The organism is Ideonella sp. BN130291 (genome assembly GCF_036231905.1).
GTDB lineage: Bacteria > Pseudomonadota > Gammaproteobacteria > Burkholderiales > Burkholderiaceae_C > CAMLIZ01.
On sequence record NZ_JAZARE010000010.1, the window covers coordinates 147,668 to 160,717 of the forward strand.

13 protein-coding genes are annotated in these 13,050 nt (G+C 67.0%); 4 read left to right on the forward strand and 9 right to left on the reverse strand.

Annotation, left to right across the window (positions count from 1 at the left end):
* The first annotated feature begins 39 nt into the window (after positions 1-39).
* From trxA to VPH43_RS20945, 4 genes are all read left to right on the forward strand, one after another.
* A complete protein-coding gene (gene trxA / locus VPH43_RS20930; protein ID WP_328579693.1) occupies positions 40-369 on the forward strand; it encodes a thioredoxin TrxA in 330 nt (109 codons plus the stop codon).
* 255 nt (positions 370-624) lie between these two features.
* Positions 625-1,887 (forward strand): transcription termination factor Rho, encoded by a 1,263-nt coding sequence (gene rho / locus VPH43_RS20935; RefSeq protein WP_328579694.1) that lies wholly within the window; start codon positions 625-627, stop codon positions 1,885-1,887.
* A 178-nt stretch (positions 1,888-2,065) separates the two neighbouring features.
* Positions 2,066-2,326, forward strand: coding sequence for a type B 50S ribosomal protein L31 (locus tag VPH43_RS20940; protein ID WP_328579695.1), 261 nt, complete (start codon positions 2,066-2,068; stop codon positions 2,324-2,326).
* An 82-nt stretch (positions 2,327-2,408) separates the two neighbouring features.
* On the forward strand, positions 2,409-4,070 hold the full coding sequence (locus tag VPH43_RS20945) for a hypothetical protein (protein WP_328579696.1): 1,662 nt from the start codon (positions 2,409-2,411) through the stop codon (positions 4,068-4,070).
* A 5-nt stretch (positions 4,071-4,075) separates the two neighbouring features.
* Here the strand turns inward: VPH43_RS20945 and phoR are convergent, their stop codons facing one another.
* The 9 genes from phoR to folP all read right to left on the reverse strand — a co-directional run bounded on the left by phoR (position 4,076) and on the right by folP (position 13,032).
* On the reverse strand, positions 4,076-5,422 hold the full coding sequence (phoR, locus tag VPH43_RS20950; RefSeq protein WP_328579697.1) for a phosphate regulon sensor histidine kinase PhoR: 1,347 nt from the start codon (positions 5,420-5,422) through the stop codon (positions 4,076-4,078).
* A 26-nt stretch (positions 5,423-5,448) separates the two neighbouring features.
* On the reverse strand, positions 5,449-6,153 hold the full coding sequence (gene phoB, locus VPH43_RS20955) for a phosphate regulon transcriptional regulator PhoB (protein ID WP_328579698.1): 705 nt from the start codon (positions 6,151-6,153) through the stop codon (positions 5,449-5,451).
* A 30-nt stretch (positions 6,154-6,183) separates the two neighbouring features.
* Positions 6,184-6,891 (reverse strand): phosphate signaling complex protein PhoU, encoded by a 708-nt coding sequence (gene phoU, locus VPH43_RS20960; protein WP_328579699.1) that lies wholly within the window; start codon positions 6,889-6,891, stop codon positions 6,184-6,186.
* 16 nt (positions 6,892-6,907) lie between these two features.
* Positions 6,908-7,693, reverse strand: a complete 786-nt coding sequence (gene pstB, locus VPH43_RS20965; RefSeq protein WP_328579700.1) for a phosphate ABC transporter ATP-binding protein PstB — start codon at positions 7,691-7,693, stop codon at positions 6,908-6,910.
* A gap of 6 nt (positions 7,694-7,699) precedes the next feature.
* Positions 7,700-8,572 (reverse strand): phosphate ABC transporter permease PstA, encoded by an 873-nt coding sequence (gene pstA, locus VPH43_RS20970; protein WP_328579701.1) that lies wholly within the window; start codon positions 8,570-8,572, stop codon positions 7,700-7,702.
* Positions 8,569-9,546, reverse strand: a complete 978-nt coding sequence (gene pstC / locus VPH43_RS20975) for a phosphate ABC transporter permease PstC (protein ID WP_328579702.1) — start codon at positions 9,544-9,546, stop codon at positions 8,569-8,571. The genes pstA and pstC overlap by 4 nt, the downstream gene beginning before the upstream one ends.
* A gap of 81 nt (positions 9,547-9,627) precedes the next feature.
* Positions 9,628-10,665, reverse strand: a complete 1,038-nt coding sequence (gene pstS, locus VPH43_RS20980) for a phosphate ABC transporter substrate-binding protein PstS (protein ID WP_328579703.1) — start codon at positions 10,663-10,665, stop codon at positions 9,628-9,630.
* Positions 10,666-10,846: 181 nt separating this feature from the next.
* The gene (gene glmM, locus VPH43_RS20985; RefSeq protein WP_328579704.1) at positions 10,847-12,178 is read right to left on the reverse strand and encodes a phosphoglucosamine mutase; all 1,332 of its coding nucleotides are present in this window, start codon (positions 12,176-12,178) and stop codon (positions 10,847-10,849) included.
* A complete protein-coding gene (gene folP, locus VPH43_RS20990; RefSeq protein WP_328579705.1) occupies positions 12,175-13,032 on the reverse strand; it encodes a dihydropteroate synthase in 858 nt (285 codons plus the stop codon). The genes glmM and folP overlap by 4 nt, the downstream gene beginning before the upstream one ends.
* Positions 13,033-13,050: the final 18 nt, after the last annotated feature.

Below are 13,050 nucleotides of genomic sequence, written 5' to 3' on the forward strand. Positions count from 1 at the left end.
TGCACTCCGTAGATGGGGGCAGCACAAAGGACGCCAACGATGAGCAGTGACCTGATCAAACACATTTCCGACGCATCGTTCGAAAGCGATGTGCTGAAGGCCGAGAAGCCGGTGCTCGTCGACTACTGGGCCGAATGGTGCGGCCCGTGCAAGATGATCGCACCGATCCTGGACGAAGTGTCCAAGGACTACGGCGACAAGCTGCAGGTGGCCAAGATGAACGTCGACGAGAACCGCGACGTGCCCGCCAAGTTCGGCATTCGCGGCATTCCGACGCTCATGCTGTTCAAGGATGGCCAGCTGGCAGCCACCAAGGTAGGGGCCCTGTCGAAAGCGCAGTTGACGGCCTTCCTCGACGGTCATCTATAATCCTTTCAAACGTCGCGGGCACCTTCCAGCCCGTCAAGGCCACAAGCAAGAGGCCGGAGCCCGCGACCAGCATTGCCACCACGCCCTTCCGGCGCGTGGGTTCGGCTCCCAAAACTCCAGCGTCTTTTCAGTTTCTTCGCGCTCGCGAGTTGGCGCGCTGCACATCGGGCAAAGGCCCGGCGGCGCTCAAAGCCGATCTGTCCGGTGAATCCGCCTTTGGCGAAGGCATTCACCTCCCCACCAGGGTGTATACCCATGCATTTATCCGAACTGAAAGCGCTCCACGTCTCCGAGCTCATCAAGATGGGCGAGCAGCTGGAGATCGACAACGTCAGCCGCCTGCGCAAGCAGGAGCTGATGTTCGCGATCATGAAAAAGCGCGCGAAGGCGGGCGAACAGGTCTTCGGCGACGGCGTGCTGGAAGTGCTGCCGGACGGCTTCGGCTTCCTGCGCTCGCCGGACACCAGCTACATGGCGTCCACCGACGACATCTACCTGAGCCCGAGCCAGATCCGCCGCTTCAACCTGCACACCGGCGACATGATCGAAGGCGAAGTGCGGGTGCCCAAGGACGGCGAGCGCTACTTCGCGCTGGTGAAGGTCGATCGCGTGAACGACCTGACGCCCGAGGAGAACAAGCACAAGATCATGTTCGAGAACTTGACGCCGCTGTTCCCCAAGGAACAGTTCAAGCTCGAGCGTGAGATGAAGGGCGACGAAAACATCGTCGGCCGCATCATCGACCTGATCGCCCCCATCGGCAAAGGCCAGCGCGCGCTGCTCGTAGCCCAGCCCAAGACCGGCAAGACGGTGATGATGCAGCACCTGGCGCATGCGCTGGTGGCGAATCATCCCGAGGTTCACCTTATCGTGCTGCTCGTGGACGAGCGGCCGGAAGAAGTGACCGAGATGGTGCGCACCGTGCGCGGCGAAGTCATCAGCTCGACCTTCGACGAGCCGGCCGCACGCCACGTGCAGGTGGCCGAGATGGTGATCGAGCGCGCCAAGCGCCTGGTCGAGCTGAAGAAGGACGTGGTGATCCTGCTGGACTCCATCACCCGCCTGGCGCGCGCCTACAACAACGTGCTGCCCTCCTCCGGCAAGGTGCTCACCGGCGGCGTGGACGCCAACGCGCTGCAGCGCCCTAAGCGCTTCTTCGGCGCCGCGCGCAACGTGGAAGAAGGCGGCTCGCTCACCATCATCGGCACCGCGCTCATCGACACCGGTAGCCGCATGGACGAGGTGATCTACGAGGAGTTCAAGGGCACCGGCAACTGCGAGATCCACCTGGACCGCCGCATGGCCGAAAAGCGCGTGTACCCCTCGATCCTCATCAACAAGAGCGGCACGCGGCGCGAAGAGCTGCTGCTGAAGCCGGAGATCCTGCAGAAGAGCTGGATCCTGCGCAAGCTGCTCTATCCGATGGACGAGATCGAGGCGATGGAGTTCATCCTCGACAAGATGAAGGCCACCAAGACCAACCTCGACTTCTTCGACATGATGCGTCGCGGAGGGTGATGTCGGCCTCCGGCCGCGGGGTACCGCGGCCACCTCCCGAGGAGGTGCGCCCTTGCTTGGGGCGGCCCGGCGCGGCGGGCGCATGCACCTCGGTTCCGTTGGTCTATAATTCGCGGTTTCTCGGAAAGTGCCCCGCATTGGGCGGGTGTGGCTGCCGGCACTGCTCAAGAGGTTTCCCATGAAAGAAGGCATTCACCCGAACTACCGCGACGTCTGCTTCGTCGACCTGTCCAACGGTTTCAAGTTCGTCACGCGCTCCTGCGCGCAGACCCGTGAAACGGTGAAGATGGAAGACGGCCGCGAACTGCCGCTGTTCAAGCTGGAAACCACCAGCGAAACGCACCCGTTCTACACCGGCACGCAGAAGAGCATCGACAGTCTGGGCGGCCGCGTGGAGAAGTTCCGCAACAAGTTCGCCAAGGTCGGCATCAAGAAGTAAGCCCTCCCCCGGCATCGAAGAAAGGCAGCCTCGGCTGCCTTTTTTGTTGGGTGCACGCTTTTCTTAGGCATCATCTCGCCCCGTGACCTCCCCCAATCCCGCCCTCGTCAGCCAGCAGGCCGTGCAACGCCTGCCGCGTGTGGCGCTGCTGCTGTTCTGCGCCGCCTATGTGCTGCCCGGCCTCTTCGGGCGCGACCCTTGGAAGAACGCCGACGTCAGCGCCTTCGGCTACATGGTGGGCATGGCGCAGGGCAAGACCAGCTGGCTGAATCCACTGGTCGGCGGCGTGCCGCTGGACACCGCCCTGCTGCCCCATTGGCTGGGCGCGGCCTTCATCGCACTGCTGTCCCCTGCCGTCGACCCTGCGTTGGCCGCGCGCCTGCCGTTTGCGCTGCTGCTCACGCTCACGCTGGTGCTCACCTGGTACAGCTGCTTCCACCTGGCCCGCTCGGATGCGGCGCAACCGCTGGCCTTTGCGTTTGGCGGCGAGGCCCAGCCGGTGGACTATGCACGCGCCATCGCCGACGGCGCCCTGCTTGCCCTGGTGGCCAGCCTTGGGCTGCTGCAGCTCGGCCACGAGACCACACCCGAGTTGGCGCAGCTGTGTGCTGCGGCGCTGTACCTCTGGAGCCTGGCGGCAGCACCCTATCGGTCCGGCCGCGCTGCCGTGGCAGCGCTGGTCGCCCTGCCCCTGCTCGCCGCCAGCGGCGCGCCGGCCATGGCACTCGGCATGGGGCTGTGGGGCGTGTGGGTCTACGCCCGCGCGTCCGTGCGTGGCACCGCGTCGCCCGGCTTCTGGCACTGGGTGGCCGCCGGCACCTTGCTGTCGGTGCTGGCTGGGGCGGCCTGCGGCGCCTGGGGCTTTCGCCTCGGCTTCACCGCCAGCTTCGTGCAGCTGAAGCAGCTGCTGCGCCTGTTCCTGTGGTTCATGTGGCCGGCCTGGGCGCTGGCGCTGTGGACGTTGTGGCGCTGGCGCCGCCAGCTGGGTGAACGGCACCTCGGCGTGCCGCTGGGCATGGTGCTGGTGGCGCTGGTGGCCTGCGTGTTCATGGGCGGCAGCGACCGGGCCCTGATGCTGGGCCTGCCCGCACTGGCGGTGCTGGCGGCATTTGCACTGCCCACCTTCAAGCGCAGCACCGCCGCGGCGGTGGACTGGTTTTCGGTGTTCTTCTTCACCGGCTGCGCCGTCTTTGCGTGGGTGATGTACATGGCCATGCAGACCGGCGTGCCGGCGCAACCGGCCGCCAACGTGGCCAAGCTCGCCCCAGGCTTCAAGCCGGTGTTCTCCCTGCTGGAGCTGTTGGCCGCGCTCGCCGGCACCGTGGCCTGGTTGTGGCTGGTGCGCTGGCGCACCGGACGGCACCGCCATGCGCTGTGGAAGAGCCTGGTGCTGCCTGCCAGCGGCGTGGCCTTGTGCTGGCTGCTGCTGATGACGCTGTGGTTGCCGCTGATCAACTATGACCGCAGCTACCAGCCCTGGGTGGGCCGTGTCGCGCGCCACGTGCGGCCGGACGAATGCATCGTCGCGCCCGGCATGCCGCGGCCGGCGGTGGCGGCGCTGGAGTACTTTGGCGCCTACCGGGTGGATGCGAGGCGAGAGGCCGCGCTGGACCGCTGCCCGGTGCTGATGCTGTTTGGCAGCCCACCTGCGCCGCCAGGGTGGCAGTTGGTGGCGCGCGAACGCCGGCCGACCGACCGCAACGAGCTGACCTCGCTGTACCGCAAGGCGGGCAGCAGCCGCTGAACCGGTCAGCCCGTGGCCAGTGCAGCCACCTGCGGCTCGCGGCGCACGCGGGCCGGGGGAAGGACGAGCCGGAAGCTGGAGCCCTTGCCGAGCTCGCTGCGCACGTCGAGCTCACCGCCGTGGCGCTGGGCCACGTGCTTGACGATCGACAGGCCCAGGCCCGTGCCGCCGGTGTCGCGCGAACGGCTGCCGTCCACCCGATAGAAACGCTCGGTCAAACGCGGCAAGTGCTCCTTGGCGATGCCGATGCCGTTGTCGCGCACCTCCAGTTCGCCGCCACCGCCCGCGCGTGCGCGCCACACCGTCTCCACCCGGCCACCGGCCGGCGTGTAGCGGACCGCGTTGTTCACCAGGTTGGCGATCGCACTGAAAAGCTCGCTCTCGTTGCCTGCCAGTTCGACCAGTGCCTCTTCTTCCTGGTGGAACTCCAGCTGATGCCGCCCGGCGGAGAGCGACAGCGCATCGGCCTGCACACGCTGCAGCAGCGAGGCCAGCGGCACCCAGTGGTCCGGCGGTGGCCGCGGGCTGCCCTCCAGCTGGGCCAGTGTGAGCAGGTCCGCCACCAGGGACTGCATGCGGTCGGTCTGCTGCTGCATCAGCACCAGCACGCGCTGGCGCTCGGCCTCGGTCAGGGGCAGGCTCGCCATCGTTTCAACAAAACCGGCCAGCACCGTGAGTGGTGTGCGGATTTCATGCGAGACGTTGGCCACGAAGTCGCGCCGCATGGCGTCGTTGCGCTCACGCTCGGTGATGTCCTGGGTCAGCACCAGCTTCAGGCCGTCGCCATAGGGCCGCACCCCGATCGACAGGCTGGCGTCGCCACGCGGGCTGGGAATGACCAACGGCTCGCCGAACTGGCCACCCTGCAGGTGCGCCACGAACGCCGGGGCGCGCACGAGGTTGGTGACGCGTTGCCGCAGGTCACGCACCGGGTCCAGCCCGAGGTGGTCCGCCGCCACGGAGTTGCACCATTCGATCTGGTCCCGGCTGTCCAGCAGCATGACGCCGTTGGGCGACGCCTCGATGGCCGAGAGAAACTGCGCCAGGCGTTCACGTTCTTGCTCCAGCGCACGCTCGCGCAGGCGCAAGGCACGCTCCACGCGGTAGCCCACCTCGCCCCAGAAGCGCCGGCCCCGGGGCGCAGGGCCCTCCTGCGTGCCGCGCAGCCACTGCATCAGGCGGTGCGCCCGCCATGCGTCGCGCACCACCAGCGCCAGCGACACCAGCGCGGCCCCCGCGAGTGCTGCACGCCAAGGCGTTCCGCTGGCCACATAACCCACCAGCCCACCCAGCAGCGACGCACCCAGCAGCGCCAGCAGCGCAGTCAGCAAGCGGGGCCACAACCAGCTCATTCAACCAGCTCCGCCGGTGCCGGCGATCACGCAGCGGTGGAGCTGCTGACCTGCTGCGTCATGCGGTAGCCCGCGCCGCGCACCGTCTCGATCAGCTGGGCGCACTGCACCGGCGTCAGCGCCTCGCGCAGCCGTTTCACATGCACGTCCACCGTGCGCTCCTCGATGAACACATGGTCGCCCCACACCCGGTCCAGCAGCTGGGCGCGGCTGTGCACCCGCTCCGGATGCGTCATGAAGAAGTGCAGCAGCTTGAACTCGGTGGGCCCCACCTTGACATCGCGTTCGCCACGGCTCACACGCCGGGTGGAGGGGTCCAGGCGCAGGCCGGCGATCTCCACCGCGGTGTCCAGGGCCTGCGGGGCCTTGCGGCGCAGCACCGCGCGGATGCGGGCCAGCAACTCATGGGTGGAGAACGGCTTGACGAGGTAGTCGTCGGCACCCGCATCCAGGCCGGCGACCTTGTCTCCCTCTTGCGAACGCGCGGTGAGCATGATGATCGGCAGCTCACGCGTGCGCGCTTCTGCGCGCCAGCGGCGCGCCAGCGACAGGCCGGATTCACCGGGCAGCATCCAGTCCAGGATCACCAGGTCGGGCAGCCTGCGGTCGATGGCGCGCTGCGCCTCGTCGGCCGCCGCGGCCAGCGTCACCTCGTAGCCCGCATGGCGCAGGTTCAGGGAAATCAGTTCGGCGATCGCCGCTTCGTCTTCCACCACCAGCACGGAACTCATGACAGCGATTCCCGGTTGTGTTGTCTCGGCTCAGCGCACCATCGATTCCACCGTCGCCATCGAGCTGTGGCGCACGTCCGCGCCCTTGACGATGTAGATGATGGCTTCAGCCAGGTTCTTGGCGTGGTCGCCCACGCGCTCGATCGCCTTGGCGACGAACACCAGGTCGATGCTGGCGGAGATGGTGCGCGGATCTTCCATCATGTAGGTGATCAGCTTGCGCAGCAGGCCATCGAACTCCTGGTCGATCTGGTCGTCCTGCTTCAGCACCTCCAGCGCCTGTTCGGTGTCCAGGCGGGCAAAGGCGTCCAGCGCCTTGCGCAGCTGCTTGGTAGCCAGCTCCGACTCGAAGGCGAGGTCGGCCACCGGCAGGCGCAGTCGGCTCGATACGCCGGTGTTGATCAGGCGCTGCACCGTGCGCGCGATGCGTGCGGCCTCGTCGCCCACGCGCTCGAGGTTCGCGATCGTCTTCGACACCGCGATCAGCAGGCGCAGGTCCCGAGCCGTGGGCTGGCGGCGCGCGATGATGCTGGAGAGATCGCGATCAATCTCCACCTCCATCGCATTCACCCGCTCTTCCACCTGCAACACCTGGGTGGCAATCTCGCCGCTGAAATTGGACAGCGCATACACGGCCTGCGCGACCTGGCTCTCCACCAGCCCGCCCATTTCCAGCACGCGCGTGGAGATGCCGCTCAGCTCGGCGTCGAATTGCGTGGACAGATGTCGTTCGCTCATGGTGCTTCTCCGTGGCTCAACCGAAGCGGCCGGTGATGTAGTCCTCGGTCTCGCGCTTCTTCGGCTTCATGAAGAGCTCCGACGTGGGGCCGAACTCGATCAGGTCGCCGAGGTACATGTAGGCGGTGTAGTCCGAGCAGCGTGCCGCCTGCTGCATGTTGTGCGTGACGATGACCACGGTGTAGTCGTTCTTCAGCTCGTGGATCAGCTCTTCGATGCGGCCGGTGGAGATGGGGTCCAGCGCGGAGCAGGGCTCGTCCAGCAGCAGCACTTCCGGCTTGATTGCGATGCCGCGCGCGATGCACAGCCGTTGCTGCTGGCCGCCAGACAGGCCGGCGCCGCTCTGGTCGAGCTTGTCTTTCACTTCATTCCACAGGGCGGCCTTCTTCAGCGCCCACTCCACGCGCTCGTCCATCTCCACCCGGGGCAGGCTCTCGAACAGGCGCACGCCGAAGGCGATGTTGTCGTAGATCGACATCGGGAACGGCGTCGGCTTCTGGAACACCATGCCGACCTTGGCACGGATGAGCGACACGTCGAGCTTGGAGCGCAGGATGTTCTCGCCATCGAGCAGGATCTCGCCTTCGGCGCGTTGCTCCGGGTACAGCTCGAACATGCGGTTGAAGGTGCGCAGCAGTGTGGACTTGCCGCAGCCCGAGGGGCCGATGAAGGCGGTGACCTTGCGCTCGGGGATCTCCAGGTTGATGTGCTTCAGCGCCTGGAAGCTGCCGTAGTAGAAGTTGAGATTGCGCACCGACAGCTTGGGCTTTTCGGTGACTTGCGTTTTCACGCCGACGTCCATGGGGTTTCAGCCTTTGTTGCGGAAGAACACCCGCGCCAGGATGTTCAGGGCCAGCACGCCCAGTGTGATGAGGAACACGCCCGCCCAGGCCAGCTTCTGCCAGTTTTCATACGGGCTCATGGCGAACTTGAAGATGGTGACCGGCAGGCTGGCCATCGGCTCGAACACATTGCTGGTCCAGAACTGGTTGGACAGCGCGGTGAACAGCAGCGGCGCGGTTTCACCGGCCACGCGGGCCAGCGCGAGCAACACGCCGGTGAGCACGCCGGAGCGGGCAGCCTTGAGCGTGATGGTGAGGATGACCTTCCACTTGGGCGTGCCCAGCGCATAGGCCGCCTCGCGCAGCGCATTGGGCACCAGGGCCAGCATGTTCTCGGTGGTGCGGATCACCACCGGAATCACGATGATGGCCAGTGCCAGCACGCCGGCAAAGCCGGAGAAGGTTTTCATGCGGGCCACCACCACCGTGTAGACGAACAGCCCGATCACGATGGAGGGCGCCGACAGCAGGATGTCGTTGATGAAGCGCGTGGTGTGGCCCAGCCAGCCACGCTGCCCGTATTCAGCCAGGTACACCCCCGCCATCACGCCCACTGGCGTGCCGATCGCGGTGGCCAGCGACACCATCAGCAGCGAGCCGAAGATGGCATTGGCGAGGCCTCCCTCGTCTGCCTGCGGCGCCGGCGTCATCTGCGTGAGCGTGGCCCAGGTGAGGCCGGAGAAGCCCAGCCGCACCGTCTCGAACAGGATCCACACCAGCCAGAACACGCCGAAGGCCATGGCGGCCAAGGCCAGCGCCAGCGCCAGGCGGTTCACCCGCTTGCGGCGCCGGTGCATCGCCAGCCGGGCGTCGCCGAACGAAGACGACAAACCGCTCATGTCTTGCTCCCCTCGCCGCGCTTCAGCCGGGACAGCAGCAGCTTGGAGAACGACAGCACCACGAAGGTGATGAAGAACAGCACCAGCCCCAGGTAGATCAGGGACGCCTGGTGCAGCCCCTCGCCGGCTTCGGCGAACTCGTTGGCCAGCGCGGAGGTGATGCTGTTGGCTGCCTCGAACAGCGACACCGAGTTGAGCTGGTTCATGTTGCCGATGACGAAGGTGACCGCCATGGTTTCGCCCAGCGCCCGGCCCAGGCCCAGCATCACGCCGCCCACCACCCCGGTCTTGGTGTACGGGAGAACCACGTTCCACACCACCTCCCAGGTGGTGGAGCCCAGGCCATAGGCCGACTCCTTCAGCATCGGCGGCGTCACCTCGAACACGTCCCGCATCACCGAGGCGATGAAGGGGATGATCATGATCGCGAGGATGATGCCGGCGGCCAGCAGTCCGATGCCCACCGGCGGGCCGGACACCAGCGTGCCCAGCACCGGCACGCCGGCAAACGCAGCCTGCAGCGGCTGCTGCACATAGGTGGCCAGCAAAGGCCCGAACACCAGCAGCCCCCACATGCCGTACACGATGGACGGCACGGCCGCCAGCAGCTCGACCGCGATGCCCAGCGGCCGCTTGAGCCAGGCGGGCGACAACTCTGTGAGGAACAACGCGATGCCAAAGCTCACCGGCACCGCGATCGCCAGCGCGATCAGGGAGGTGACCAGCGTGCCGTAGATCATCACCAGGCCGCCGTAGCGGTTCTGGACCGGATCCCATTCGCTGCGCCAGAGAAAGCTCAGGCCGTATTCACGGATCGCCGGCGCGGCACCAATGACCAGCGACACCAGGATGGCAAGCAACAGCGCCAGTGTGGCCAGCGCCGCCGCATGGGCCAGCAGCGCAAATAGCCGGTCCGGCCACGCCGACACACGGCGCGCAGGCGGCACGCCGCCTGCCATTCCCGCACGATCCATCTCTGCTTTCCTGGCGAATTCAGGCGCAGGCAGTGTAGCGGTCACCTTGGGTTGCCTTTACCGGGGCCGTGGTTGTGGGGCTTACTTGAAGGCGATGGCTTTGCCGGCGCCGTCCCGGACGTCGGCCCACTGCTTGCGCACCAGGGCCTTCACCGCGTCGGGCAGCGGCACGTACTCCAGGTCGGCCGCGTACTTGTCGCCAGCGGTGTACGCCCAGTCGAAGAACTTGAGCGTCTGCGCGGCCTGGGCCGGCTTGTCCTGCTGCTTGTGCACCAGGATGAAGGTGGCGCCGGTGATGGGCCAGGCGTCCTTGCCGGGTTGCTCGGTGAGGATCTGGTAGAAGCTCTTGCTCCAGTCGGCGCCGGCCGCTGCGGCCTTGAAGTTGACGTCGTCCGGCGACACGAAGTTGCCGGCCTGGTTCTTCAGCAGCGCGTAGGCCATCTTGTTCTGCTTGGCATACGCGTACTCCACGTAGCCGATGGAGTTGGGCAGGCGCTGCACGTAGGAGGACACGCCTTCGTTGCCCTTGCCGCCCGCGCCGGTGGGCCAGTTGACCGCGGTGCCTTCGCCAACCTTGGCCTTCCACTCGGCATTCACCTTCGACAGGTAGTTGGTGAAGACGAAGGTGGTGCCCGAGCCGTCGGCACGGCGCACCGGCGCAATGGCCGCGTCCGGCAGCGGCACGCCAGGGTTCAGCGCCGTGATCGCGGCGTCGTTCCACTTGGTGATCTTGCCGAGGTAGATGTCACCCAGGACCTGGCCGGTGAGCTTCACCTGGCCGGGCTGGATGCCTTTGATGTTGACCACCGGGACCACGCCACCGATGACGGTGGGGAACTGCACCAGACCGTTTTTGGCCAGCTCCTCGTCCTTCAACGGCATGTCCGACGCACCGAAGTCGACCGTCTTGGCGGTGATCTGCTTGATGCCGGCGCCGGAGCCCACCGACTGGTAGTTGATCTTGGCGCCCGTTTCCTTGTGGAACACCTCGGCCCACTTGGCATAGACGGGTGCGGGGAAGGTCGCGCCCGCCCCGGTCACGTCCTCGGCCAGGGCCCAGCCGCTGGCGAGGGCAAAAGCGGAGGCGATGGCAACGGAGCGAAGGGAAACGAAGGTCATGTCAGCCTTTCCAGAGCAAGATTCGTCGATGACGGCACTCTAGGCAGGCTGTATGACATCCATGTGACAGAAAAGCGCCTGTCACATGACAGTGTCACGATGAGTCATGGGCATGTCATGCCCGACGAGCAGGCCGATGCCCTGGGGTGCCCCGGGGCCTCTTGTCCGCAGGGGCGGTCGATCAGGCGTTGACCGCGTCGGCCAGGCGCTGGGCACAGCGTTTGGCCACGTCGGCCTCGCGCGCCTCGACCATCACCCGCAGCACCGGCTCGGTGCCGGACGCACGGATCAGCACCCGGCCGCTGTCGCCGAGCTCACGCACGACGGCCTGCTGCTCACGCGCCAGCGCGGCACTGGTCTTCCAGTCCACACCGTCGGCCAGGCGCACGTTGATCAAGGTCTGGGGAAACAGCGTCACGCCCTCCAGCAGCTGCGCCAGGCTGCGCCCGCTGCGGCTCACGGCCTGCAGCACCTGCAGCGCGCTGACGATGCCGTCGCCGGTGGTGTGCTTGTCCAGCGCCAGCAGGTGACCGGAGCCTTCACCGCCCAGCAGCCAGCCGCGCGCGCTCAGCTCTTCCAGCACATAACGGTCGCCCACCTTCGCGCGCACCAGCCCGACGTCGCGACTGCGCAACGCCAGCTCCACCGCCATGTTGGTCATCAGCGTTCCGACCGCGCCCTCGATGCGCTGCCCTTGGGCCAGGCGGTCGGCCACCATCACGTACAGCAGCTCGTCGCCATTGAACAGGCGGCCTTGGGCGTCCACCATCTGCAGGCGGTCGGCATCGCCGTCCAGCGCGATGCCGTAGTCCGCGCCGGTTTCCTTGACCTTCTCCACCAGCGCAGCCGGGGCGGTGGCGCCCACGCCAGCATTGATATTCAGGCCGTTCGGATGGCAACCGATGCAGGTGATGTCGGCGCCCAACTCATGAAACACATCCGGCGCCACGTGATAGGCGGCGCCATGGGCGCCGTCGACCACCAGCTTCAGGCCCTTGAGGGTGAGCTCGCCGGCGATCGTGCTCTTGCAGAACTCGATGTAGCGACCACGGGCATCGTCCACGCGGCGCACCTTGCCCAGCGCGGCGGAGTCCACCCATTGCGGCGCCTCCTCCAGCGCGGCCTCGACGGCCGCCTCCCACTCGTCGGGCAGCTTCTCGCCCCGCGAGGAGAAGAACTTCACTCCGTTGTCGCCGAAGGGATTGTGGGAGGCGCTGATCACAACGCCCAGGTCCACCCGCAGCGCACGGGTGAGGTAAGCGACACCCGGTGTGGGCAGCGGGCCGGTCATCATCACGTCCACGCCCGCGGAAGCAAAACCCGCTTCGAGCGCCGACTCGATCATGTAGCCCGAGATGCGGGTGTCCTTGCCGATCAGCACCGTGGCCTTCTTGGCGGTGCGCTTGAGCACCCGGCCCACGGCGTGGCCAAGGCGCAGCATGAAGTCGGGGGTGATGGGGGCCTGGCCGACCGTGCCACGGATGCCATCGGTACCGAAGTAGGTTCTGCTCATGGTGTTGGAATCTCGTTGTTCTGGGAGGGCAAGCCTGCGGCTTGCCAGATCTTCAGGGCGTCCACCGTGGCGGCCACATCGTGCACGCGCACGATGCGTGCGCCCCGCTGCACGGCCGCCAAGGCCGCTGCCACGCTGCCGGCCAGCCGCTCGGCCACCGGGCGGCCCGTGAGCGCGCCCAGCGTGGATTTGCGCGACCAGCCGACCAGCAGGGGGTAGCCCAGGGCGAGCAGCTCGTGCTGACGCTGCAGCAGTTCAAGATTGTGCTGTACCGTCTTGCCGAACCCGACCCCCGGATCGAGCGTGATGCGCTCGGCGGCAATGCCCTGACGGCGCAACTCGGCCGCCCGCTCGGCGAGGAAGCGGCCGACCTCCCCCACCACGTCCGCATACGCAGGATCGCCCTGCATGGTGCCCGGCTCGCCGCGCATGTGCATCAGGCACACGCCGGCCGACGCATGCGCCGCCACCAGCGCCACGGCGCCTGGCCGCATCAAGGCCCGCACGTCGTTCACGATGTCCACACCGAGCTCGAGCGCCGCCTCCATCACCAGCGGCGTGCTGGTGTCCACCGACACGGGCAGACCGAGGGTGGTGGCATGGGCCAGCACCGGCCGCACGCGCGCAAGCTCTTCCTCGGGTGAGGGACTGCGGGCGCCGGGCCGGGTGGATTCACCGCCAATGTCCAGGATGTCGGCGCCCTCCGCCTTCAGCTGGTCGCAATGCGCCAGGGCCGCATCCGTGCTCGCAAACCGGCCGCCGTCCGAAAACGAATCCGGCGTGACGTTGACGATGCCCATGACCTGCGGCCGCCTCAGGTCGATGCGAAAGCGGGTGGTTTGCCAATGCGCCATGGAAAGAAGTAGAAACGG

What these genes read in the sequence shown, in the direction of transcription:
- trxA (WP_328579693.1), top strand. Translation starts at nt 40, where the DNA reads ATGAGCAGTGACCTGATCAAACACATTTCCGACGCATCGTTCGAAAGC.
- rho (WP_328579694.1), top strand. Translation starts at nt 625, where the DNA reads ATGCATTTATCCGAACTGAAAGCGCTCCACGTCTCCGAGCTCATCAAG.
- VPH43_RS20940 (WP_328579695.1), top strand. Translation starts at nt 2,066, where the DNA reads ATGAAAGAAGGCATTCACCCGAACTACCGCGACGTCTGCTTCGTCGAC.
- phoR (WP_328579697.1), bottom strand. Translation starts at nt 5,422, where the DNA reads ATGAGCTGGTTGTGGCCCCGCTTGCTGACTGCGCTGCTGGCGCTGCTG.
- phoB (WP_328579698.1), bottom strand. Translation starts at nt 6,153, where the DNA reads ATGAGTTCCGTGCTGGTGGTGGAAGACGAAGCGGCGATCGCCGAACTG.
- phoU (WP_328579699.1), bottom strand. Translation starts at nt 6,891, where the DNA reads ATGAGCGAACGACATCTGTCCACGCAATTCGACGCCGAGCTGAGCGGC.
- pstB (WP_328579700.1), bottom strand. Translation starts at nt 7,693, where the DNA reads ATGGACGTCGGCGTGAAAACGCAAGTCACCGAAAAGCCCAAGCTGTCG.
- pstA (WP_328579701.1), bottom strand. Translation starts at nt 8,572, where the DNA reads ATGAGCGGTTTGTCGTCTTCGTTCGGCGACGCCCGGCTGGCGATGCAC.
- pstC (WP_328579702.1), bottom strand. Translation starts at nt 9,546, where the DNA reads ATGGATCGTGCGGGAATGGCAGGCGGCGTGCCGCCTGCGCGCCGTGTG.
- pstS (WP_328579703.1), bottom strand. Translation starts at nt 10,665, where the DNA reads ATGACCTTCGTTTCCCTTCGCTCCGTTGCCATCGCCTCCGCTTTTGCC.
- glmM (WP_328579704.1), bottom strand. Translation starts at nt 12,178, where the DNA reads ATGAGCAGAACCTACTTCGGTACCGATGGCATCCGTGGCACGGTCGGC.
- folP (WP_328579705.1), bottom strand. Translation starts at nt 13,032, where the DNA reads ATGGCGCATTGGCAAACCACCCGCTTTCGCATCGACCTGAGGCGGCCG.